Below are 22,562 nucleotides of genomic sequence, written 5' to 3'. Positions count from 1 at the left end.
AGTTGCGCACGGTCGCCGAACAGGACCGCGCGAACGCCGACCGCTCCACTGCCTCGCGCTGAGATCCGCTGTTGCGCACGGAGTTACGCATAGTCGCGACCGCCGCGGCGCTCCCGGAGATCCACGCGACGGGCGCGATGACGGCCCGTCGCACCGGTCCGAACGCGGTGCACCTGATCGGCACCGCGGCGACGCCCTTGGGGGGTGACGAGCTCGATATCGTGATCGAGGTCGCCGCAGGGGCCGAACTGGTGGTGCGCTCGGTCGCGGCGACGCTCGCCCTGCCGGGCGCGGCGACGCCATTGTCGTCCGGGCGCTGGCATCTCGAGGTCGGTAGCGGGGCGACGCTGGATTTCGATCCCGAACCGATGGTCGTGGCGGGCGGCGCTCGGCACCACACGGTCACCACTGTCCGGCTGGCCTCCGAGGCCCGGCTGCGCATGCGCGAGCGCGTCCAGATCGGTCGCTCGGGTGAGGACGGCGGCGAGTGGCGGGGAGACCTGATCGCCGACGTCGACGACATGCCCCTGCTGCGCCATCGGCTGGCACTGGGCGCGGGCGCCCCGGCCGACGACGCACTGGCCGCCTCGCGGGCGCTGGAAAGCGAACTCGTCTATCCGGACGAGTGCGTCGCGGCGACAACGGGATTGACGCAAACCCGGCTGCCCCTGGCGGTCGGCGGCAGTTTGTTCACCCGCACCGGGGCGCTGCTGAGTGTTCCGGGATGGGATGGACCGCGATCAAGGCGCGGAGCGCGCGGCACGCCGTGACCGGCTACGGGAGCGATGCACCGAACGTGCCGCATGTCGACTTGGTCCCATAGAGGTGTAATCGGGTCGGGACCTGGAGATAGAAAAGGTGGGAATCCGACAGCGTCGTCGGGTTCCCACCTTTCCGGCTCGCTTCTGGGATGTGTCATCCGATCAGCCGTCGGCTGCCTCGGGGGCCGGTTCGCCGGCATCGTGGCCCGGGTCGGCCGGCTCCGGCGCGCTGAGCGCCCGCGGCGGAGCGCTGAGGGCGTGCACCGCACCGAGCCCGGCGCCGATGCCCGCGCCGATGGCCGACAGCGGGGCGGCCATCAGCGCCGCGCCGTAGGCGGCCCCGATCGGGCCCGCGGCGAGGCCGATCGGCGCGAACGGCAGTCCGATGGCCAGGCCGAGCCCTCCGCCGACAGCCGCCCCGAACAGCGCGAACGGGCTCGCGAACACGAAGCCCGCGGCAGCGCCGATCGCGGCGGCGCCCATGGTCTGGCCGGCGACGCGATCGGACCTGGTGCGCTCCATCCCGACCGAGTCGAGGAATGTCGCCATATTGGCCTCGGCCATCGCGGCGGTGTCGTTGATCTGGATCGCCTGCTCCCGATACAGCCACTCCGGGGCGTCGACCTGCACGTCACCGAAGCGCAATTTGCCGGAAGGCGGTGCGATCGGCGGAACCGGGGCGACCGGGCCGGGCAGGTGCAGCCCTTCCACCGGAGCCAGGTACGGGGGGTCCGGCAACTGACGCGCCCACTGCAACGAACTCAGAACATCGTCCGGAATCCGCAGACCCTCGTACGGACGCACGTTCGGCGCCTCGGCGCCCGGCCATTGGGCACCCTGATCGCCCGGGACGGGGTCGGTCCGGGTCACCGGCACGAACCGATCGGGTTCGGCGTTCGCGGTACCGGTTCCCGCGAGAGCGAGAATCAGCGGAACCGTCCCCGCCGCGACGATCGACCCGATCTTCGGTCGGTGCGGTGTGGGTGCTCGGTGCTTGCCTGTGCCCATAGATCGCCTTTCATCCGGAAGGAGACGTCGACGCCCCACATTCGGATCTGCTGGCGACCTGGATTGGTCGGGCCCGCTATAACACCTCGGATTGCAATAACCGAGTATTTGCCACTCGTGTCAGCCCGCTTTGGCGTCGGTATGCGCCTTGTCCACCGCGACCCGGCTGTTGGTGGCGGTGCCGAGAGCGGCGGCCAGTTGTTCGGCGTCTTCGTCGTCGCCGTTGCTGATGGCCTCCAGGGCTAGTCGGGCGAACACCCACTGCTCGGTGGCCGCCATCTGCCCCCGGCTGCGGCCGAGGAAGGTGACGAACCACTGGATGACGGTGACGATCCGGCTCCGGTAGCCCACCAGGTAGTACAGGTGCAGTGCGAGCCAGGCCAGCCACGCGATGAACCCGCCGAACTCCAGCTTGCCCACCTGGCACACGGCGCTGAACCGCGAGATGGTGGCCATACTGCCCTTGTTGAAGTACTTGAACGGCTTGCGCTCCTGCGGCGCCTGGCCGTTGAGCCCGGCCTTGATCTGCTTGGCGGCGTAGGTCGCGCCCTGGATGGCGCCCTGGGCCTGCCCGGGCACGTTGGGCACCGACATCAGGTCGCCGACGACGAAGACGTTCGGGTGGCCCTTGACGGTCAGGTCCGGTTCGACCACTACCCGGCCCGCGCGGTCGACCTCGGTGCCGTCGGACTGGTCGGCGATCATCTTGCCCAGCGGGCTGGCCTGCACGCCCGCCGACCAGACCTTGCACGCCGACTCGATGCGGCGCACCGTGCCGTCGGAGTCCTTCACCGTCACGCCGAACGCGTCGACGTCGATCACCATGGCGTTGAGCTGGATCTCCACGCCCATCTTCTCGAGCCGGCGTTCGGCTTTGCCGCCGAGCTTGGGCCCCATCGGCCCGAGCACCGCGCCCGCGCCCTCGATCAGCACCACTCGCGCGTCGCGCGGATCGATGTTGTGGAAGGTGCCCTCCAGGGTCCGGTCGGACAACTCCGCGATCTGACCGGCCAGCTCGACGCCGGTCGGCCCCGCGCCGACGACGACGAAGGTGAGCAGCCGGTCGCGGTCCTCCTGAGTGGTCGCCAGCTCGGCCTGCTCGAAGGCGCCGAGGATGCGGCCGCGCAACTCGAGCGCGTCATCGATCGTCTTCATGCCGGGCGCGTAGGTGGCGAACCGGTCGTTGCCGAAGTAGGACTGTTGCGCGCCGGTCGCGACGATGAGGCTGTCGAACGGGGTGACGGTGTCCTGGTCGAGCAGGCGCGAGGTCACCGTCTTGGCGGTCAGGTCGATATCGGTGACCTCACCCAGCAGCACCTGCGCGTTCTTCTGCTTGCGCAGCACCAGCCGGGTCGCGGGCGCGATCTCGCCGACCGACAGGATGCCGGTCGCGACCTGGTAGAGCAGCGGCTGGAACAGGTGGGTCGAGGTCTTGGAGATCAGCGTGACGTCGACGTCGGCACGCTTGAGGTGCTTGGTGCCGAACAGGCCGCCGAAGCCCGAACCGATCACCACCACCCGGTGCCGGCCGTTCTCGACAGTCTGAGTACTCATCGTCCTGCTCCTCGATGGACCTTGGGGGGTCGCCCCGGCGTCGGTTCCTGACACGCTAAACCGTAGCCGCCGAGCCGGGCACCGTCACGACGAGATCCCCGTTCCTGGCGTGTTGCGGTGCGATGTCTCACCGCCGAGGAGCCCTGGCGGCGAGGATCTCCGCGACCGAACCGCCTGAGCGAACGCGGCCGACAGCCTACGATGGAGGCTGTCGCTCAGGGAGGATTGCCATGGTCGCCGGTGACCGTGCGATCGGCCGGAAGCCCAGCGTGCAGGCCGATTCGGAGAACGTCGCGCTGATCGAGGTACCGCACGGCCATCTGATCGACCGGGCGCTGGGGCTGCTGCCGGAACGGCGTCAAGTGCTGGCCACCCCGCCTCGAGGCAGCGCCACGGTTCCGGTGCGCGGCGACGCGGGACTGCCCTACCTGGGCCGGGCGCTGCACTACATGCGCTGGGGCCCGGCCGAGATGATGGAGCGTTACCGCCGGTACGGACCGGTCTCGCTGAACACCTCCCTCGGTGTCGATCGGGTGCTGGTCTCGGGGCCGGAAGCGCTCGACGAAGTGCTCGGTCACCGGCGTCGCGACTTCGGCCAGGGCTGGGACTACTTCATCGGCCCGTTCTTCCGGCGCGGTCTGCTGCTGCTGGAGTTCGACGAGCACAAGTTCCACCGCAAGATCATGCAGCAGGCGTTCACCAGGGACCGGCTGGAAGCACACCTGGCCGCGCTGACGCCGGTGGTGCGGGCGAGCGTCGCACGCTGGGTGCCGAGCGAGCGCGACGCCGAACGCACGGTGCGGCTGTATCCGACGATCAAAGAACTCACCCTCGACATCGCGGGGGAGAGTTTCATGGCCGCGGACGTCGGCCCGCGGCGCAAGCAACTGATCGACGCTTTCGTCGACTGCACCCACGCGGGGCTGGCGATCATCCGGCACCCGGTGCCGGGCGGGCACTGGCGGGCCGGGCTGCGCGGCCGGAAGGTGCTCGAGGACTACTTCACCGCGATGCTTCCGGAGAAGCGCCGCGCCGAATCGGCGGACTTCTTCTCCGGCCTGTGTCACGCCCGCAGCGAGGACGGCGGCGTCTTCGGTGACGCGGACGTGGTGAACCACATGATCTTCCTGATCATGGCCGCGCACGACACCACGACGACGACCGCCACCGCCGTCGCTTACTACCTGGGCAAACATCCGGACTGGCAGCAGCGGGTGCGTGCCGAGGTGCTCGACTTGGACGCACGGCTCGGCGACGCGCCCCCGGCCATCGCGGACTTGGAGGCGCTGCGCGATCTGGATCTGGTGGTCCGGGAGAGTCTTCGGCTGATGCCGCCGGTTCCGGGACTGTCGCGCCGCGCGGTGCGCGACACCGAGATCGCGGGCCACTACATTCCGGCGGGCGCCCCCGTCGACCTCGCCTACCAGGTCAATCACCTGCTACCGGAACTGTGGACCCATCCCGAGCGCTTCGATCCGGAGCGGTTCGGCGAGCGGCGGCGCGAGGACAAATCGCACCGCCTGGCCTGGATGCCGTTCGGGGCGGGCGCGCACAAGTGCATCGGGATGCACTTCGGCACGTTCGAGGTGAAGACGGTGACCGCCGCCCTGGTGCGCGAATACGAGTGGCGAATCCCCGAGAACTACCGGATGCCCTGGGGATTCACCACGATTCCTTTCCCCAGGGACGGTGCGCCGATGACGTTGCGCAGGCGCGTGGGCGCCTGAGGGACGCGGACGCCTCAGCGTCCGGCGAGCAGGATCTCCGCCAGCTTGGTGTCGGTGTCGGCGCCCTCGGTGTAGCCGCCCGCGTCACCCAGCGAACTCATGATGGCCAGGGTGTAGCGCTCGCCCGGGCCCGCGAAGCCGACCGAGTTGACGACCCAGCCGCCCTGCTCGGCCGACCAGCCGTTCTTCAGGCCGGGCCGCATGCTCGCGCCGGCGCCCCACACGCCCCAGTGCTGGTTGGAGTCCACCGCGCGCATCCGGTCGACCAGGTAGTTGCGGTCGTCGGGGTGCATGTGGTTGAGGATGTGGTCCATCAGCCGGTCGAGGTCGGCGGCGGTGCACTTCTGGAACGACCAGTCCGGGAACAGCGCGGTGTTGGTGGGCTGCGGAACCAGCGAACTCATCCCGTTGGCGCGGAAGGCGTTGTTGAATGCCATCCGGTCGATGCCCGAGTACTTGGTCCAGAGCAGGTCGGCGGCGCCGTCGTTCGAGGTCGCGAGCATGCCCTCCAGCAGGCCGCGGTCCTCCGGGGACAGCGCGATGGCGCCCACCCGCGCCCGGTTGAGCAGGTCGGCGGCGATCGCGAGCTTGATCGTGGACGCGGTCCAGACCGCGTTCTCGGCGTTGGCGTTGGCGTATACCCCGCCGGAGACCCGGTCGCGCAGGACATAGCCGGTGACCCCGGGGCGACTGTTCAGGTAGGCGTCGGCCTTCGCGATGCGGCTGCTCATATCGCAGTCGAAACCGGGCAGGCACCCCTGGGTGTGCGCGAGCGGCGCGGCGGTCGCGCTCGGTAGCGCGGCGGGCAGGCTCGGGGCGATGATCGCCGCGGCGGCGAGGACACAGGCGGAGGCGGCCACGCGGGGAACGGCTCGGGTGGCGGAGGACGGATAACGCACGAGGGATCACGATCGCACATCGCGGGTCCGGACGCACGTCTTGAGCTCGGCTGCGGGGTGTGCTATGCCCGTTTCGGGCGCTTGCGGCGCACCGGATTTCGGTCGACGCCGCAGGTCAGCGGAAGGCGGCGCGCAGTTCCTCGACGGTGCGCCCGTTGAGCCGGTAGCAGTGCTCGAACGCCTCGGTGTGCCGATCCCGCGGCCAGGATTGCAGGACGACGGTGCGGCCGTAGTGGCGGGAGTTGACGAGCTCCCAGCGATCACCGACCCGGCGGACCGTGAATCCGCCTTTCGGGACCAGGGGAATCACCATCGCATCCATGAACGCGAACCAGCCTTTCGGTGCAGCTCTCTCGTTCCGCCCCGGTGCAAACTCTTACCTCCCCGGTGCAGCACTGTCGCACACGGCCGCTTCGGTCCCGGCGTGACACGGCGGAGTAATCCGTTCGCGTGTGGTCTATTTCACTGGCGTCCGGATGGGGCGGTGCAGTTGCGCGTCGGTCGCTGCGCGTATAAACGTGCACGAAGTCCGAGGCCAGCGCAGCCGGACACCATCGATCGAGAGGGCGCAGATGCCGCTGCACATCCACCGTGCCGAGCGCGCCGACGTACTGGCCCGGGCGCTGGCGGAGGTGCTGGCGCGTCCGCAGGAGGATCCGTTCGCGGCCGAGGTGGTCGCGGTGCCCGCGAAAGGCGTGGAGCGCTGGCTGACGCAGACGCTCTCCGGTGTGCTCGGCGCGGACGGCTCGGCCGACGGCGTGTGCGCGAATGTCGCCTTCCCCTCGCCCGCCGCGCTGGTCGCCGAAGCGCTGGCCGCGGCGAGCGGAGTGTCGCCCGAGCAGGACCCGTGGGCGCAGGAGCGGGCGGTGTGGACGCTGCTGCGGGTGATCGATGCGTCGCTGTCGGAGCCGTGGTGTGCGGTGCTGGCCAGGCACCTCGGCGCGGGCGCGACCCAGGGCGGTGCGTATCGCGTCGGCCGGCGCTATGCGACCGCGGCCCAGATCGCCGCGCTGTTCGACAGTTACGCCGCGCAGCGGCCCGCGCTGATCGCCGAGTGGGCGGCGGGCTCGGACACCGACGGCGCCGGGTCCGCCATACCCGAGGACCTGCTCTGGCAACCGACGCTGTGGCGCAGGTTGCGCGCCGAGATCGGGGAGCCGAGCCCGGCAGAGCGGCTCGACGCCGCGTGCGCGCGGCTGCGCGCACGGCCGGAGCTGGTCGCGCTGCCGCCGCGGCTGTCGCTGTTCGGCGTGACCAGACTGCCCAGCGATCAGCTCGCCGTACTGTCGGCGCTGGCCGCCGCCCGTGACGTGCACCTGTGGCTGGTCCATCCGAGCCCGGTCCTCTGGTCGGCCCTGCGCGGGCTGCCCCCGCCGCGCACGCGCGCGGAGGACGCCGCCGCCACCGTGGTCGCGCACCCGCTCCTGGCGGGACTGGCCCGCGACGTCCGGGAACTGCAGCAGCGGCTCGCGGCACCCGCCGCCGACGGCTCCGACACCTATCATCCGATCACCGCCGGTACATCCGAAGACGTTGCGCCGGAAGGTGACAGACCTCTGTCGTTGCTGCGCGCGCTGCAGGCGGGCATCCGGGACGATCGGTGGCCGCCCGTGCCGGGGGAGGCCGCCGCCGACGGCACGGTCCAGGTGCACGCGTGTCACGGCCCGGCGCGGCAGGTCGAGGTGCTGCGGGAATGCCTGCTCGGACTGTTCGCGGAAGACCCGACGCTGGAGCCGCGCGACGTGCTGATCATGTGCCCGGAGGTGGAGGCGTACGCGCCGCTGGTACGCGCGGCGTTCGGGCAGCGCGCGTCGGGATCGCCCGAGTCGCAGGCCGATGCGGAGCATCCGGCGCACCGGTTGCGAGTGCGCCTGGCCGACCGCGGCCGCGGGGTGACCAATCCACTGCTCGCGGTGATCGGGGTACTGCTCGAGCTGGCCGACGGACGGGTCACGGTGACCCAGGTGCTCGATCTCGCCGCCGCCGAAACCGTCCGTCGCCGTTGCGGATTCGACGACGACGACATCGAGCGGCTGCGCGAGTGGGCCGCCGAGTCGGGTGCGCGGTGGGGCATCGGGCAGCGCCAGCGCCAAGCGTTCGGGCTGGCCGATTTCGCGCAGAACACGCTCAACAGCGCGGTGGACCGGATCCTGCTCGGCGTCACCGCGGGGGAGACCTCCGACGACTGGCTGGACCTCGCGCTGCCCTTGGACGACGTGGACAGCAACGACGTCGACCTGGCCGGGCGCTTCGCGGAGTTCGTCGACCGGCTCGCGGTCTGCCTGCGCGACCTGCGCGGACCCCGGCCCGCGCGGGAATGGGCGGTGGCGCTCGGTCGCGCGCTGGATCTGCTCACCGACGTACCGGACGCGCAGGCCTGGGTGCGCACCGAGGCCAGACAGGAACTCGCCGCCGCCACCGGTCACGCGGAAGAGGTGCCGTTGCGGCTGGCCGATGTGGGCGTGCTGTTGCGCTCGCGGCTGGCGGCGCGCCCGACCAGGGCCAACTTCCGCACCGGTGAGCTGACCGTCTGCACGATGGTGCCGATGCGGTCGGTGCCGCACCGGGTCGTGGTGCTGCTCGGGCTGGACGACGACGTGTTCCCGCGCGCGAGCGCCGCGGACGGCGACGACGTGCTGGCGCGCGAACCCCTGCTGGGCGAACGTGATCCGCGCAGCGAGGACCGGCAACTGCTGCTGGACGCGATCCTCGCGGCCCGCGACGCGCTGCTGGTGCTGCACACCGGCGCCGATCCGGTGAGCGGGGCGCACCGGCCGCCCGCCGTCCCGGTCGCCGAGTTGCTGGACGCGCTGCGGGCGCACGTCGGCGCCGCGGCGATGCGCGCGGTGGTGACGCGGCATCCGCTGCAGTCCTTCGACCGCCGCAATTTCCACGCCGAGCGGCCGTTCAGTTTCGACACGGTGGCCCTGGCAGGCGCCCGCGCCGCCGACGGGCAGGCGCGCCCGCGCCCCGGTTTCCTGGCCGCGCCGCTGCCCGCCGCGGAACCGGCGGATGTCGCGCTGGCCGACCTGATCGCCTTCGTGGAGCATCCGGTGCGCGCGTTCCTGTGGCAGCGGCTGGGCCTGCGCGTGCCCGAGCACGACGAGGACATCGCCGACCGGCTGCCCATCGAACTCGACGGCCTGGCCAAGTGGGAGCTGGGCGAACGCATGCTCACCGCCCGCTTGAACGGCGCGGACCCGGCAGCGCTGCGGGCCGCGGAGTGGCGGCGGGGCACGTTGCCGCCGTTCGGTTTCGGCGCCGCCGTGCTCGACGAGGTCGAGCACACCGTGGACCGGTTGGTGCGCGCCGCCCAGGCGGATTACGCGGGCCCGGTCCGCGCGGTGGACATCGCGGTCGATCTGGGGAACGGACGTCGCCTCACCGGCACCGTGCCGGAGGTCCACGGCGAAACCCTGGTTCGCACCACCTTTTCCCGGCTGGCTCCGAAACACCGCATGGGAGCCTGGGTTTCGCTGCTGGCGCTGACCGTCACCGAGGACCGGTCCTGGCGCGCGGTGAGTACCGGGCGCGGCCAATTCGGACGTCCCACCTGGCGTTGCGAACTCACCGCGCCCGACGTGCCGAGGGCGGGGGAGATACTGCGCGAACTCGTCGCCCTGCGCGACGCGGGCCTGACCGAACCGCTGCCGGTCGCGCCCACCGCCAGCGCGATCTACGCCGAGCGCCGTATCCGCGGCGCGGGCGCCGACGACGCGATCGCCGCGGCCGAGCGCGAATTCAACGGCGGGCCCAACGGTCCTGGCGCGTTCGGCGATCACACCGACCGTCACCTGCGCTACGTCTGGGGTCCCGCGCCCCGGCTCGAGCACCTCATGGCCGCGCCCGCTCCGGCGGGCGAGCCCGGCGAGAGCACCCGCTTCGGCGCGCTGGCCCGGCGGATGTGGGCTCCGCTGCTGGCCGCGGAAAGCCAGGGGCAGCCGTGAGCGGTCACCCGGCGGCCGGCCGCGGGGGCTCCGGCGCGATCCGGCGTGGCATGCCGGAAGACTCGGCAGACCCGGGAGACATCGCCGGGGCGCGTGTCGGTGGCCGGTCGGCGACCGGGCGCGCGGCAGAATGGCTGCTCGGACGGTCGCATCGGGAGCAGGTCCGCGCGGCGTGGCCGGTCACCCGCCCGCTCGCGACGTCCGTGGATCGCGTGACCTCCGGCCGCGCACGAGGGAGGCGCGCATGACCGTACAGGAAACCTCCCTCGCCGCGAACGCTTTCGACGCCGCCGCTTTCGAGCCGTACGGGCCGTTGCCCACCGGCACGACCGTGCTCGAAGCCAGCGCGGGAACCGGAAAGACGCACGCCATCGTGGGCCTGGCCGTGCGCTACGTCGCCGAGGCCGGTATCGATGTCTCCGAGCTGCTGCTGGTGACGTTCAGCCGCGCGGCCACCCAGGAACTGCGGGAACGTACCCGCGACCGATTCGTCGCCGTCGCCGCCGGATTGTCCGATCCGGACGCGGCACGGGCGCACGCCGACGAACTGGTGCGGTATCTCGCGCGGGTGGACGAGAGCGAAATCCGGCTGCGGCAGCGGCGGCTGCTGACGGCGCTGTCGGATTTCGACGCGGGCACCATCGCCACCACGCACAGCTTCTGTCAGCGCATGCTGGACGAACTCGGGCTCGCGGGTGAACACGACCCCGGCACCCGGCTGGTGGAGACCGTCGACGACCTGGTCGGCACCGTGGTCGACGACCTGTACCTGCACCGCTATGCCCGCGCCGAGCCGCCGATGTCGATGAAAGAGGCGCGTACGCTCGCGCTCGCCGCGGTGCGAGACCGGCACGCGGCACTGGTGCCCGACGGCGAGACCGGCGAGCGGGTGGCGTTCGCGTCCGCGGTCCGCGCGGAGACCGAGCGGCGCAAAAGGCTGGCCGGGCTGCGCGACTTCGACGACCTGCTGGTGCTGCTGCACGAGGTGCTCGCCGATCCGGAGCACGGCCCGCGCGCGTGCCTGCGCATCCGCGCGCGCTACCGTGTCGCCCTGGTCGACGAGTTCCAGGACACCGACCCGCTGCAATGGGACATTCTGCGCAGGTCCTTCCACGGGCACGCCACGCTGGTGCTGGTCGGTGATCCCAAACAGGCGATCTACGCCTTCCGCGGCGCGGAGGTGCTCAGCTACCTGGACGCCGTCGCGCACGCCGACACCCGCAGGGAACTCACCACGAACTGGCGCAGCGACGCCGGTCTGCTCGCCGCGCTGGATCATCTGCACGGCGGCGCGGCGCTGGGGCACCAGGAGATTCGCGTCCACCCGGTCGCCCCGACGAGGCCGTGGTCGCGGCTGTCGGGCCCCGCCGAACTCACCACCGCGATGCGTGTCCGCTGCCTGCCGCGCACCGGGGCCGGGCCGCTGAACAAATCCGGCTTCCCGGCCGTCGGACGCATACGGGCCAAGGTCGCCGACGATCTCGCCGCCGACATCGTCCGCTTGCTCGAATCCGGGATGTCGCTGGACGGCAAGGTCGAAACCGTCTCCACCGAGGGCGATTCGACGCCCGACCGGCCGGTGGACGCGGCACGCAGGCCGATCGGCCCCGGCGACATCGCGGTGCTGGTGCGAACCCGCTCGCAGATCGACGTGGTACGCGCCGCGCTGGATCGCGTCGGCGTCGCCTCCGTGCTCGCCGGCGGCATCAGCGTCTTCGCGACCAGCAGCGCCACCGACTGGCTGTGGGTGCTGCGCGCGCTGGAACAGCCGCACCGCGGCGATCGGGTGCGGCTGGCCGCATGCACACCGCTGCTGGGTGTCACCGCGGCCGAGATCGACAGCGGGGGCGCCGATCTGGTCGGGCAGATCAGCGCCCAGTTGCGCGAGGCGGCACGGCTGTTCTCGCGCGCCGGTTTCGCGGCTGTCTTCGAACAGCTCTCCGCCGAAACGGGACTGGCGCAGCGGCTGCTCGCCGTGGAGAACGGGGAGCGGCAGCTCACCGACCTGCGGCACATCGCGCAGCTGCTCGACCAGGTCGCCCTCACCGATGGTCTGGGGCTGACCGCGCTGACCCGGTGGCTGGCCGACCGGGTGCGCGATCCCGCCTCCGGCGCAGTCGCCGATCGCAGCCGCAGGCTGGACCGAGACGCCGCCGCCGTGCAGGTCGCCACCGTGCATGCCAGTAAGGGACTCGAATTCCCCATCGTCTACCTGCCGTTCGCCTGGGACAGCGCGAAGAACCCCTATCCGGCGACGTTGCTGTTCCACGACGACGACGGTGCGCGCGTGCTGGACGTCGGCGGCCCGGACGCCCCGGGATACGCCGAACGCAGGACTCGCAGCGAAGCCGAGGAAGCGGGGGAGGAGCTGCGCCTGCTGTACGTGGCGCTGACCCGGGCGATGTGCCAGATCGTCGCATGGTGGGCGCCCGCGATCACCACCGCGGCCTCGCCGCTGCACCGGATGGTCTTCGGGCGTGCCGATCGCGGCGCCGTCGTCGCCACCCGCGCCCCTGTGCCCGCCGATACCTTTGCCGCTCAGTCCCTTTCGGCGTGGGCGCAGGACGCGGCCGCGGCGATCTCGGTGACGGCGGTGGCCGGGACCGACGACGTCGCGGTCCGGCGGGTGCGCACCGCGCCCGCGCAGGGCGAACTGGCCGCCGCTCGATTCGACCGGGTGCTGGATCAGCAGTGGCGGCGCACGTCGTACTCGGCCTTGACCGCGTCGGCGCACGAACCGGTCACGCCCGAGTCCGGCAGCGAACCGGAGCAGGCGCCGGGGCCGGGCGACGAGCCCGTCGGTACCTCGCTGATCGGCGCGGCGGAACCCGAGCAGACCGGTGCGCCCTCGCTGATGAACGCACTGCCTTACGGCGCGGAGTTCGGCACGCTGGTGCACGGCGTCCTGGAGCGGATCGATACCGGCCGTGCGGATCTGGCGGCCGAGGTGCACGACCGGTGCCGGGTGGCGGTGGGCGAGCTGATGGCCGAGCTCGACCCGGACCTGCTGGCCACCGCGCTGCTCGCGGTGCTGCGAACGCCGCTCGATGGCGGCTGTCTGGCCGACATCGCCCCCCGCGACCGCCTCAGCGAACTCGAGTTCGAGTTGCCGCTGGCGGGCGGGGAACGCGTCGGCGCCACCGCGGCGACGTTGCGATGCGTCGCGGACTTGCTGCGCGGGCACCTGCCGGCGGACGACGATCTGTCCGGGTATGCCGACCAGTTGGCGGCGCTGGAGGACATGCCGCTGCGCGGATACCTGACCGGCAGCATCGACGCCGTGCTGCGCGTCGACAGCGGCGCGGGCCCGCGATTCGTCGTCGTCGACTACAAGACCAACCGGCTCGGCGCCGGCGATCTCACCGTCGCGCACTACACCCGCGACCGCATGGCCGCCGAGATGCTGCGGTCCCACTATCCGCTGCAAGCGCTGCTGTATTCGGTTGCGCTGCACCGGTATCTGCGCTGGCGGCTGCCCGGTTACGACCCCGCCAGACACCTGGGCGGGGTCCGGTACCTGTTCGTGCGCGGCATGATCGGACCGCGGACCCCGGCGGGGTGCGGTGTCTTCGACTGGCATCCGCCCGCCGATCTGGTGGTCGCGCTCTCGGCGCTGCTGGCGGGGGAGGCCGCGCGATGACCTCGATCCAGGTGGCGCAGCGGGGAACCGGGCTGCTGCGCACGTTCAACGAGGCGGGTGTGCTGTCGGCCGCCGACGTGCACGTGGCGCTGCGGCTGGGCAGGCTCGGCCGGGAATCGTCGGAGGCGGTGCTGTTCGCCGCGGCGCTGGCCGTGCGCGCGGTGCGCTCCGGCTCGGTGTGCCTGGAACTGCACCGGATGCGGGAGATCGGCGTCGACGCCGACGAAACCTGGGACGCGGGAATCGATCCGGCGACGCTGCCGTGGCCGGACATCGCGGCGGTGGTGGCCGCGCTGCGGGTGAGCCCGCTGGTGCTCGGCGGCCCCGCGGGGCCGTTGCGGCCGTTGCGGCTGGTCGAATCGCAAGGCCCGGCTGATTCCGGTCCCTTGCTCTATCTCGATCGGTACTACCGGCAGGAACAGACGATCCGGCGGGTGCTGACCGAGCGATCCGCGCACCATCCGGTGGTCGATCCAGGGGTGGTGCGGCGCGAGCTGGACCGGTTGTTCGAAGCGTCGGCCGGTACCGCCCCGGACCGCCAGCGCTTGGCCGCTGCGCTGGCCGCGACGCACTGGACCACCGTGGTCGCGGGCGGGCCGGGCACCGGCAAGACGCACACCATCGCACGGATCATCGCCTTGCTTGCCGCGCACCGCGCGGCCGAGCCGAAGCTGCCCACATTGCGTATCGCGCTGGCCGCACCGACCGGCAAAGCGGCGGCGCGCCTGCAAGAAGCCGTTCGCGAACAGGCCGTTCCGCTCGGACTGCCCGAACTCACCGCCGCCACCCTGCACCGGCTGCTCGGCTGGCAGCGCGGCCGCAGCACCCGGTTCAGGTACCACGAGTTCAACCGGCTGCCCTACGACGTGATCGTGGTGGACGAGACCTCCATGGTGTCGTTGACCATGATGAGCAGGTTGCTGGCCGCCGTGCGCCCGGACACCCGGCTGGTGCTGGTCGGCGACCCGGACCAGCTCGCCTCGGTGGACGCGGGCGCGGTGCTCGCCGACCTGGTCGCCGGACCGGTCGCCGCCACCCCCAACCCCGTTCTCGACGAGATCCTCGGCCCGGAGCCGACCGGCGAGCACGCCGAGGCCCTGACCGCGCTGGAGCGCACTCGCCTGCGCGGCGGCATCGTCCGGCTGACCCGCGGCCGCAGGTTCGGCGGCCGGATCGCCGACCTGGCCGTCGCGGTGCGCGCCGGAGACGCGGACGCCGCACTCGAGCTGCTGCGCGGTGGCGGCGACGAACTGTCCCTGTGCGCACCCGAGGAGCTGACCGCGGTGCGCGCCGACGTGGTGCGGGCCGCGAACGCGGTGACCGCCGCCGCGCTCGACGGCGACGCGGCGCGCGCGCTGGGCGCGCTCGAATCGCACCGCTTGCTGTGCGCGCACCGGCAGGGACCGTTCGGCGTCGAGCGCTGGGACCGGATGGCCGCCGAATGGGCCGCCGCCGGGGGCGCGGGCCCCGACTCCTACCAGGCGCCGTGGTATGCCGGGCAACCCCTGCTGGTCACGGCGAACGATCACGAGGCGCGGATCTACAACGGCGACACCGGTGTCGTAGTGCGCATGCCCGACGGTTCGCTGCGCGCGGCGCTGCAACGCGGCAGCGAACCGTACCTGGTGCATCCCACCCAGTTCCCGGCCGTGGTCACGGTCTTCGCGATGACCATCCACCGCAGCCAGGGCAGCCAGTACGACACCGTCTCGGTCGTGCTCCCCGAACCCGAATCGACCCTGCTGACCAGGGAATTGCTGTACACCGCGATCACCAGGGCGCGCCGCCACGTCCGGATCGTCGGAACCGACGAGTCCATCCGCGCGGGCATCGCGCGGCGGGTGCTGCGCGCCAGCGGGTTGTCCCGCCGCGACGGCGAACCGGGGAGTCGATGACGGAATCTCACGTTCCCGGCGCCCGCGTCGTCTACCCGGTGTGAGCCTGCCCCCGTTCGAGGAAGTAGTGGCCGAGTACGGCCCGATGGTGTTGCGCGTGTGCCGGGCGGTGCTCGGCCAGGCCGACGCGGCGGATGCCTGGTCGGAGACATTTCTCTCGGCGCTGCGCGCGTATCCCGAGCTTTCCGAGGACACGAACCTCGAAGCGTGGTTGGTGACCGTCGCGCATCGCCGCGCGATCGATGTGGGCCGGGCGCTCACGCGCGCGCCGGTCCCGGCGGAGACGCTGCCGGAGCGTCCCACCGCGGACCCCGGCCCCGCCGATTACGACCCCGACCTCTGGGCCGCCCTGCGGGCGCTGCCGACCAAGCAGCGCCAAGCGGTCGCCTACCGCTATCTGGCCGGGCTTCCCCACACGGAGATCGCCGAACTGCTGGGCAACTCTCCGGACGCCGCCCGCCGCGCCGCCGCGGACGGCCTGAAGACCCTGCGCAAGCTCTACCCGAAGGAGGACGTGTGATGGCCACCCTCGATCGCGACGACCTGAACGGACTGTCGCACGCATTGACACCCGACGCTGCCCTGCTCGCCGCCCTGCACGCGCGGCTGGCGGTCGAGGCGGAAGCCGCGGGCCTGCTCGACGTCGCCTACCGGACCCTCGACACCCCGGTCGGGACACTGCTGCTGGCCGCGACGCCCACCGGCCTGGTGCGCGTCGCCTACCCCAGCGAAGATCACGACGCGGTGCTCGCCACGCTGGCCGCCCGGGTCAGCCCTCGCGTCCTCGCGGCGCCCGCCCGGCTGGACGCGGCGGCGCGGCAGATCGAGGACTACTTCGCGGGTCGCCGAACGCGTTTCGACCTGCCGCTGGATCTGCGCTTGGCCGTGGGGTTCCGCCGCCAGGTGATCGAGCACCTGCCCGCAATCGGTTACGGACAGCGCGCGAGTTACGGCGCGGTGGCGGCCGCCGTCGGCAATCCGCGCGCGGTGCGCGCGGTCGGCTCCGCCTGCGCGCGCAACCCGCTGCCGGTGGTGATCCCGTGCCACCGAGTCGTCCGCGGTGACGGCGCCATCGGACAGTACGTCGGCGGCGTCGTCGCGAAGCAGGCGCTGTTGAGCTTGGAGGCGGCGGCGTGAGCGGGCGAAATATCGACGCGGTCGAGAAGGATCATCGGCGCGGGCGCCCGGCCGGGCAGACTCCGGAGGCCGCGAAAGCCTCGGCTTCCCCGACGGATCGCGTCGACGCCCAGCCGTGGCCGGCGCTGCTGGAGGAGGTCGACGCCCACGGCTGCGCGGCGACCGGGCCGATCCTCACGCCGCGGGAATGCGCCGAGTTCACCGCCATGTGGAGCGACCTCCCGCGTTTCCGGTCTACCGTCGACATGGCGCGTTACCGATTCGGCGAAGGCACCTATCGGTACTTCGCTGATCCGGTACCCGAGCCGATCATGCGGCTGCGGTCGGCGTTCTATCGAAAGTTGTTGCCGTTGGCACGGTCCTGGGCCGAGCGACTCGGCGACCCGGCTCCGTGGCCGGGTGAGTTCGCGGACTGGCTCGACGCCTGCCACGCCGCGGGACAAACCAAGCCCACTCCGATCCTGTTGCGCTACGGCACCGGTGACTGGAACGCCTTACACCGGGACCTCTACGGCGAGCTGGTGTTCCCGCTCCAGGTGGTCATCGGTCTGGATCGGCCGGGGGCCGACTACACGGGCGGCGAATTCCTGATCGTGGAGCAACGGCTCAGAGCCCAGTCGAAAGCGACGGTCTCCGTGCTCGACCAGGGCCACGCGCTGATCTTCACCACCCGCGACCGGCCGACGCGCTCCAGCCGCGGTTGGTCCCGCGCTCCGATCCGCCACGGCGTGAGCCGCGTGCGCGGCGGCCTGCGCCATACGCTGGGCCTCGCGCTGCACGACGCCGAATAGCCCGCCGATGTACACGTTGCTGGGCGCGGACGGCGTGCCGTATCGCAGCGGGGTGCCGGGCCGTTACGGCGGCCATCGCCGCGGCCGCCTCTACGGTCGCCTCGACTGTCCCTCCGCCCTGCGTGCCCTGGCGCGGGGCGCCTACCGCCGTCATCGCGTCTTCTTCGCGACCGAGTACGACGCGGTCGCCGCGGGCTATCGTCCCTGCGCGGTCTGCCTGCCCGGGCCCTACGCGGCTTGGAAACAGCGTCGGTGACCTGACCTGGCCGGTCCGGCCCAGCGGCGATACGGCCGATCGCGAATCGAAGCAATCAGGATGTCTCTGCCCCCGGGCGGCGGAAAGAGCCGCCCGGCTCGCATTGCGCGCGAGCGGGGCGGCCCTGGATATCAGCTGATCTGGGTGCCCGACCAGCCGAAGCTGAAGCTGTGGCCCTTCGAGGTGCACGTCAGGGCGCCCCGACCGCCTCCGGTGCAACTGGCGCCGCCGTTGGTGAGGGTGCCCGCGATCGGCGGGCTGTCCACGCGGCCGTGCGGACCGGTGCGGCCGAAGGTCGGGTGGGCAGGCAGGAACGGCAGATCGATCGCAAGGTCGTAGATCGTGAATCCGAACAGGTTTGTGCCGTAGGGGATGTCGCAGCCGACGTCGCCGTTGGAATGGATGGCGCAGTTCGAGCTGGCATAGCGGAAGTACACGGTGTCGTCGTCCACGGTCTGTGCCGGGGCCGCGCCCGCTACCGCGGTGCCTGCCAACGATAGGGCAGCCGCCAAGACCGCCGGTGCCGCGAAGTTACGGAAATTCATAGTAGGAAGCTAGCCAAAGGTGTGACCCGCGAAACGGTTTCGTACGGATCGGCCCGGCGGCCGCTGTCGGCAAACCGCCAAGTGTTCTCGCCGGTATCGGCCGTCGGCTTCGCGGACCGGGATTTGTGTACCGGCCCGCCGCCATGGCGATGATTTCCGGCAGGGTCGTATTCGGTAGGCGGCGTCGGGAGTGCGTCATCGTGGCAGCCGAATCCTCTCACGGCCGGTTGGGAAACCCGGCAACGCTCGCCATAAGCGAATTGGTATGTAGCACAGAATGACTGGAATACCTGGCGATACCACCGCACAGTGTTGTTGACTGCGAATTCCCGCCCTCCTACCCGGGGGCCAGGAGTCGACATGCCCGAATATCCGCAGCCGACCGGCACGGTACTCGCCACCGTCCGCACCTCGATCCGCACGACTACCAGCGCCCGGCCGTTCCATGCCGATCCGTGCCCGGCCGTCGTGACGGCAGGCGCGTCGCGAATCGCCGAACTGTGCGCGGAGAGCGCGGGCAATCCCTGTCCGACGACCGAAGCGGCGATGCGATGACCCGCAAAGAGGCGGCAGTGGCGCTCGGGTCGTTCGGGGCGTGCCTGATCTCGGTCTTCATGCAGATGATCGATGTGACGATCGTCAACACCGCTCTCCCGGTGGTGACCGCCGAGCTGGGGGCCTCGCGGTCCGAGCAGTTGTGGGTGGTGGCCGGCTACTCGCTGGCCTTCGCCTGCGTACTGCTCACCGCGGCTCGCGTCGGCGCGATGGTCGGCCGCCGCCGGATGTTCCTGTGGTCGGCAGCGGCTTTCACGGCGGCCTCGGTGTGGTGTGGGCTGTCGTCCACCGCGATGGAACTGGTCATCGCCCGGATCACGCAGGGCGTGGCGGGTGCGGGTATGGCGGCGCAGACCATCGCCATCATCACCGCGGCCTTCCGGCGCGAGCACCATCAGTACGCGTTCGCCGTGTACGGCGCTACGGCGGGCTTCGCCGGAATGCTCGGCCCGATCCTGGGCGGCGGTCTGATCACCCTGGATCCGTTCGGGCTCGGCTGGCAGGCGATCTTCCTGATGAACCTGCCGCTGGGCGCGGTGGCCATCGCACTGGCCGCGCGTTACCTGAAGTCGGGCCCGGTGACGGACCGGGACCCGCTGGACCCGCGCGGGACCGTGCTGGCCACCTCGGCGCTGTTTCTGCTGCTGTTCGCGCTGTCGGACAGCCAACAGGCGGGCTGGCGTCCGCTGCACGGGCTGTACGCCGCGGCCGCGGTGGTATCGGGCGCGGTGTTCGTGGCCCACGAGCGCGCGACGCGCCGCCGGGGCGGCCGCGCGCTGGTGCGGCTGGACTTGTTCGCCGACCGGCGGTTCGCGGTCGGATCGGCGCTGGTGACGATCTTCTTCGGAGTGTTCACCGCATTCGTGTTCACCGTGTCGATCCTGCTGCAGGACGTGCTGCGGTTCTCCGCGCTGCGCACCGGCGTCGCGATGACGCCGTTCGCCCTCGGGGCGGGCGCGGGCGCGGTTTTGTCGCCGATACTGGTGCGCCGCTGGGGAATTCGGGCGCTGGCTGCCGGGATCGCCGTCTTCGGCGGATGCGTCGTGGTGGGGGTGGGATACCTGTACGTGGGATCTGGCGCGGTGAACCTGCCGCTGGTGGCCGGTCCGGTGTTCCTCGCGGGCTTCGGTGTCGGGGTGTTCGGGGTGCCGTTGCAGCCGCTGATGCTGGCGGATTTGGACGATCGGGCCATGGGTGAGGCGTCGGGTTTGCTCCCCACCATCGAGCAGATCGGCAATTCGGTCGGACTGGCGGTGCTGAGCGCGCTGTTCTTCCGCGCGCACACGCTGTCGGGCAGCATGATCATGCTCTCGGCCGTCGCCGCCGTGGCCTTCGGCCTCGCCGCGCTCACGCTGGCGCTGCCGGACCGCGCGCGGGCTGCGACGAGTCCGGCTGGGGGACGCTCTCGCGGTCGGGCCTAGCGGCGTTCGGAGCCGTGAACGGCTTCGGTGCGGGGCTCCTCCGCGTCGGGAGCGGAGCGGTCCCGTCTCCCGCGCCGCAGCCAGGACGGGGCCCACCAGCAGGCGTCGCCGAGCAGGCGCATGGTCGCCGGCACCAGCAGCATGCGCAGGATCGTCGCGTCGATGAACAGCGCCGCGACCATGCCGAAGGCGATGTACTGCATCATCACCAGCTCCGACAGCGCGAACGCCCCCGTCACCACCAACAGGACCGTAGCGGCGGCGGTGATGATCCAGCCCGTGCGGGCGATGCCGGTGCGCACCGCCTCGGTGGTCGTGGCACCCGCCGCGCGCGCCTCCACGATCCGGGCGAGCAGGAATATCTCGTAGTCGGTCGACAGGCCGTAGATCACGGCGATGATCAGCACCAGCACCAGGGCCATGATCGGCTGCGGGGTGAATTCCAGCAGACCCGCGCCGTGGCCCTCGACGAAGATCCAGGTGAGGATGCCGAGGGTGGAGCCGAGCCCGAGCAGGTTCAGCACCGCGGCCTTGAGCGGCAGCACCAATGAGCCGAAGGCCAGTCCCATGAGCACGGTGGTGGCGAGGAAGACCAGCGCGATCAGCAGCGGCATCCGCTCCAGCAGCGCGTCGACGCTGTCGCGCTGAATCGCGGGCTGCCCGCCGACCAGTACGGTCGTGCCCTTGGGCACCGGCATGGAACGCAGATAGTCGATGGTCGCGTTCGCGTCGTGCGCGTCGCGCAGCACCGTCGAGGTGGTGAAGACGTTCGGATTCGCCGGCCCCTGCACCGCGGGCGGGAACGGCGCGGCGAGTCCGGGGGCTCGGCCCGCCTGCGCCACCACTCCGTCGACGTCACGGGTGTCGAGGGTGATCAGCACCAGGTCGACCGGATTGATCTGACGCAGCGGGAAGATCTGGTCGAAATGCTGCTGCGCCGTGCGGGCGGGATGCTGCGGCGGCAGGAAACGCTCGGTGATCCCGCCGAAGGCCACGTCGCGTACCGGGGCGATGAGCGCGATCAGGACGGCCAGCAGCGGAATCGCCACGGCCAGCGGCCTTCGCATGACCCACCCGGCGACGCGGCCCCACGAATTGTCTCGCTCGCGGTCGCCGGCCCGGCGCGCGTGGAACCGGTTGAACCCCAGCCAGTCCACGCGCCTGCCGAGCACGGCCAGCATGGCGGGCAGCAACGTGATCGAGATCAGTGCGGCCAGTGTCACCGTCACCATCGCGCCGAAGGCGAACGAGCGTAAGAAGCCCTGTGGGAACAGCAGAATGGCGCCCGCGGCGACAACCACGATGGTCGCGGAGAACACGACGGTCCGTCCGGCGGTCGCGACCGCGCGTCGGACCGCGTCGGGCACCTCGCTGCCGTCGGCCAGCTCCTCGCGGAACCGGCTCACGATGAACAGGCCGTAGTCGATGGCCAGCCCGAGACCGATCATCGAGACCACCGGCGAGACGAAAGAGTTCACCTCGGTGACGGTGGTCAGGGCACGGATCATCCCCCATGCTCCCAGCACGGTGAGCCCGCCGACGATGAGCGGGAGCGCGGCGGCCACGACGCCGCCGAACAGGAAGAACAGCAGCACCGCCACCGCTGGAACCGCGAACAGTTCCATGCGTCGCTGATCGTGCGCCATGGTGTCGTTGAGAGCGGCCGCGACCGGCTGGCCGCCGGCGACCTCCATCTCTATGCCCGGTATCCGGAGCTCGTCGGCGACGGCCCGGTAGTTGCGCATCACCTCCGTGTCGTCGTTGCCGCGGACGGCCACGGAGGCGAAGGCGTAGTCACGGTCCGCGGAGCCGAAGACATCCGGTAGGGCGAGCCCGGTCTCGGTGGGCCAATAGCTGGCGTTGATCTTGGTGATCCGGTCCGGAAAGCGTTGCGGCAGGCTGTTCAAGTGGCCGACGATCGTGGCGGCGAAGGCGGGATCATCGATCGTCCCGCCCGCCGGGGCGGAAAACAACAAGAGCACGTCGGCGATGTGGTCGTGGCCGAATGTCTCGTCTTTGAGCCGCGCCGCCCGTGCCGATTCCGAAGTCGGGTCGTCCCATCCGCTGACGCTGAGATGATCGCCCAGCCCGAGGCCGTAGACGCCGAGCGCGAGCAGTACGGCGACGGTCAGTCCGATGACGGTGAATCGCCGCCGGACAAGCGTATCGATCCAGCGCGTGAACTCGGCGAACAATGCCGCCTCCTAATCGATGACATCGTATTCCGGCGAGATCCCGAACGATGAAAACCTAGCAATCACAACGGTTTTCACCAGGGCGCAGCCCAGAATCTCGATATGTGACAAATGGGCGGGCAGGCGGATTGTGAACTCTCCCTGAGCCCGCGACGGTTGGTGTGGCGGCCGTTACGCTGGGGCCGTTGCCAGCTGCGCACTCGCTAATTCGTGAATCGCCCGAAAAGAGTG

The 22,562-nt window shown here is 71.1% G+C and carries 17 protein-coding genes; 11 read left to right on the top strand and 6 right to left on the bottom strand.

Translation table 11 applies throughout. The features are described from left to right. The first annotated feature begins 71 nt into the window (after positions 1-71). On the top strand, positions 72-770 hold the full coding sequence (locus ON27_RS15810) for an urease accessory protein UreD (protein ID WP_043726870.1): 699 nt from the start codon (positions 72-74) through the stop codon (positions 768-770). A 153-nt stretch (positions 771-923) separates the two neighbouring features. Here the strand turns inward: ON27_RS15810 and ON27_RS15805 are convergent, their stop codons facing one another. Further along, positions 924-1,769 (bottom strand): hypothetical protein, encoded by an 846-nt coding sequence (locus ON27_RS15805; protein ID WP_043726867.1) that lies wholly within the window; start codon positions 1,767-1,769, stop codon positions 924-926. 120 nt (positions 1,770-1,889) lie between these two features. Continuing rightward, positions 1,890-3,323: an NAD(P)/FAD-dependent oxidoreductase gene (locus ON27_RS15800; protein WP_051046652.1), complete on the bottom strand. Its 1,434-nt coding sequence runs from the start codon at positions 3,321-3,323 to the stop codon at positions 1,890-1,892. A gap of 230 nt (positions 3,324-3,553) precedes the next feature. On the opposite strand from ON27_RS15800, the gene ON27_RS15795 reads away from it, so the two are divergent. Continuing rightward, complete coding sequence (locus tag ON27_RS15795) at positions 3,554-5,050, top strand: cytochrome P450 (protein WP_051046651.1); 1,497 nt, start codon at positions 3,554-3,556, stop codon at positions 5,048-5,050. Positions 5,051-5,064: 14 nt separating this feature from the next. Here ON27_RS15795 and ON27_RS15790 read toward each other — a convergent pair whose 3' ends face one another. Beyond that, on the bottom strand, positions 5,065-5,949 hold the full coding sequence (locus ON27_RS15790) for a serine hydrolase (protein ID WP_245559967.1): 885 nt from the start codon (positions 5,947-5,949) through the stop codon (positions 5,065-5,067). A 115-nt stretch (positions 5,950-6,064) separates the two neighbouring features. Then, positions 6,065-6,262, bottom strand: coding sequence for a hypothetical protein (locus ON27_RS15785; RefSeq protein ID WP_245559966.1), 198 nt, complete (start codon positions 6,260-6,262; stop codon positions 6,065-6,067). Between the two features lie 259 nt (positions 6,263-6,521). Between ON27_RS15785 and recC the strand changes: the two genes are divergently transcribed. The 7 genes from recC (at position 6,522) to ON27_RS15750 (ending at position 17,615) form a co-directional block, all read left to right on the top strand. Continuing rightward, on the top strand, positions 6,522-9,896 hold the full coding sequence (recC, locus tag ON27_RS15780; protein ID WP_043726862.1) for an exodeoxyribonuclease V subunit gamma: 3,375 nt from the start codon (positions 6,522-6,524) through the stop codon (positions 9,894-9,896). Positions 9,897-10,140: 244 nt separating this feature from the next. Further along, positions 10,141-13,536: a UvrD-helicase domain-containing protein gene (locus tag ON27_RS15775; protein ID WP_043726859.1), complete on the top strand. Its 3,396-nt coding sequence runs from the start codon at positions 10,141-10,143 to the stop codon at positions 13,534-13,536. Next, the gene (gene recD, locus ON27_RS15770) at positions 13,533-15,431 is read left to right on the top strand and encodes an exodeoxyribonuclease V subunit alpha (RefSeq protein WP_043726856.1); all 1,899 of its coding nucleotides are present in this window, start codon (positions 13,533-13,535) and stop codon (positions 15,429-15,431) included. The genes ON27_RS15775 and recD overlap by 4 nt, the downstream gene beginning before the upstream one ends. A 46-nt stretch (positions 15,432-15,477) precedes the next feature. Further along, on the top strand, positions 15,478-15,951 hold the full coding sequence (locus ON27_RS15765; protein WP_043726898.1) for an RNA polymerase sigma factor: 474 nt from the start codon (positions 15,478-15,480) through the stop codon (positions 15,949-15,951). Next, positions 15,951-16,568 (top strand): methylated-DNA--[protein]-cysteine S-methyltransferase, encoded by a 618-nt coding sequence (locus tag ON27_RS15760; RefSeq protein ID WP_051046650.1) that lies wholly within the window; start codon positions 15,951-15,953, stop codon positions 16,566-16,568. The genes ON27_RS15765 and ON27_RS15760 overlap by 1 nt, the downstream gene beginning before the upstream one ends. A gap of 125 nt (positions 16,569-16,693) precedes the next feature. After that, positions 16,694-17,359, top strand: a complete 666-nt coding sequence (locus ON27_RS15755) for a 2OG-Fe(II) oxygenase (RefSeq protein ID WP_051046655.1) — start codon at positions 16,694-16,696, stop codon at positions 17,357-17,359. Positions 17,360-17,366: 7 nt separating this feature from the next. Then, positions 17,367-17,615, top strand: coding sequence for an Ada metal-binding domain-containing protein (locus tag ON27_RS15750; protein WP_043726853.1), 249 nt, complete (start codon positions 17,367-17,369; stop codon positions 17,613-17,615). Between the two features lie 131 nt (positions 17,616-17,746). Here the strand turns inward: ON27_RS15750 and ON27_RS15745 are convergent, their stop codons facing one another. Beyond that, the gene (locus ON27_RS15745) at positions 17,747-18,067 is read right to left on the bottom strand and encodes a hypothetical protein (RefSeq protein WP_157227207.1); all 321 of its coding nucleotides are present in this window, start codon (positions 18,065-18,067) and stop codon (positions 17,747-17,749) included. A gap of 453 nt (positions 18,068-18,520) precedes the next feature. Here ON27_RS15745 and ON27_RS15740 point away from each other — a divergent pair, with 453 nt between their 5' ends. Next, positions 18,521-18,715: a hypothetical protein gene (locus tag ON27_RS15740; protein ID WP_043726848.1), complete on the top strand. Its 195-nt coding sequence runs from the start codon at positions 18,521-18,523 to the stop codon at positions 18,713-18,715. Then, complete coding sequence (locus tag ON27_RS15735) at positions 18,712-20,136, top strand: MFS transporter (RefSeq protein WP_051046649.1); 1,425 nt, start codon at positions 18,712-18,714, stop codon at positions 20,134-20,136. Before ON27_RS15740 ends, ON27_RS15735 begins: the two co-directional genes overlap by 4 nt. Here the strand turns inward: ON27_RS15735 and ON27_RS15730 are convergent. Next, positions 20,133-22,331 carry an MMPL family transporter gene (locus ON27_RS15730; RefSeq protein WP_051046648.1) on the bottom strand — a complete coding sequence of 733 codons (2,199 nt, stop codon included), beginning with the start codon at positions 22,329-22,331 and terminating at the stop codon, positions 20,133-20,135. The two genes, ON27_RS15735 and ON27_RS15730, sit on opposite strands and share 4 nt — an antisense overlap. Positions 22,332-22,562 lie beyond the last annotated feature (231 nt).

Source organism: Nocardia asiatica NBRC 100129, assembly GCF_000308415.1.
In the GTDB taxonomy this organism is placed as follows: Bacteria; Actinomycetota; Actinomycetes; order Mycobacteriales; family Mycobacteriaceae; genus Nocardia; species Nocardia asiatica.
This window is presented reverse-complemented; position numbering and strand designations above follow the sequence as displayed.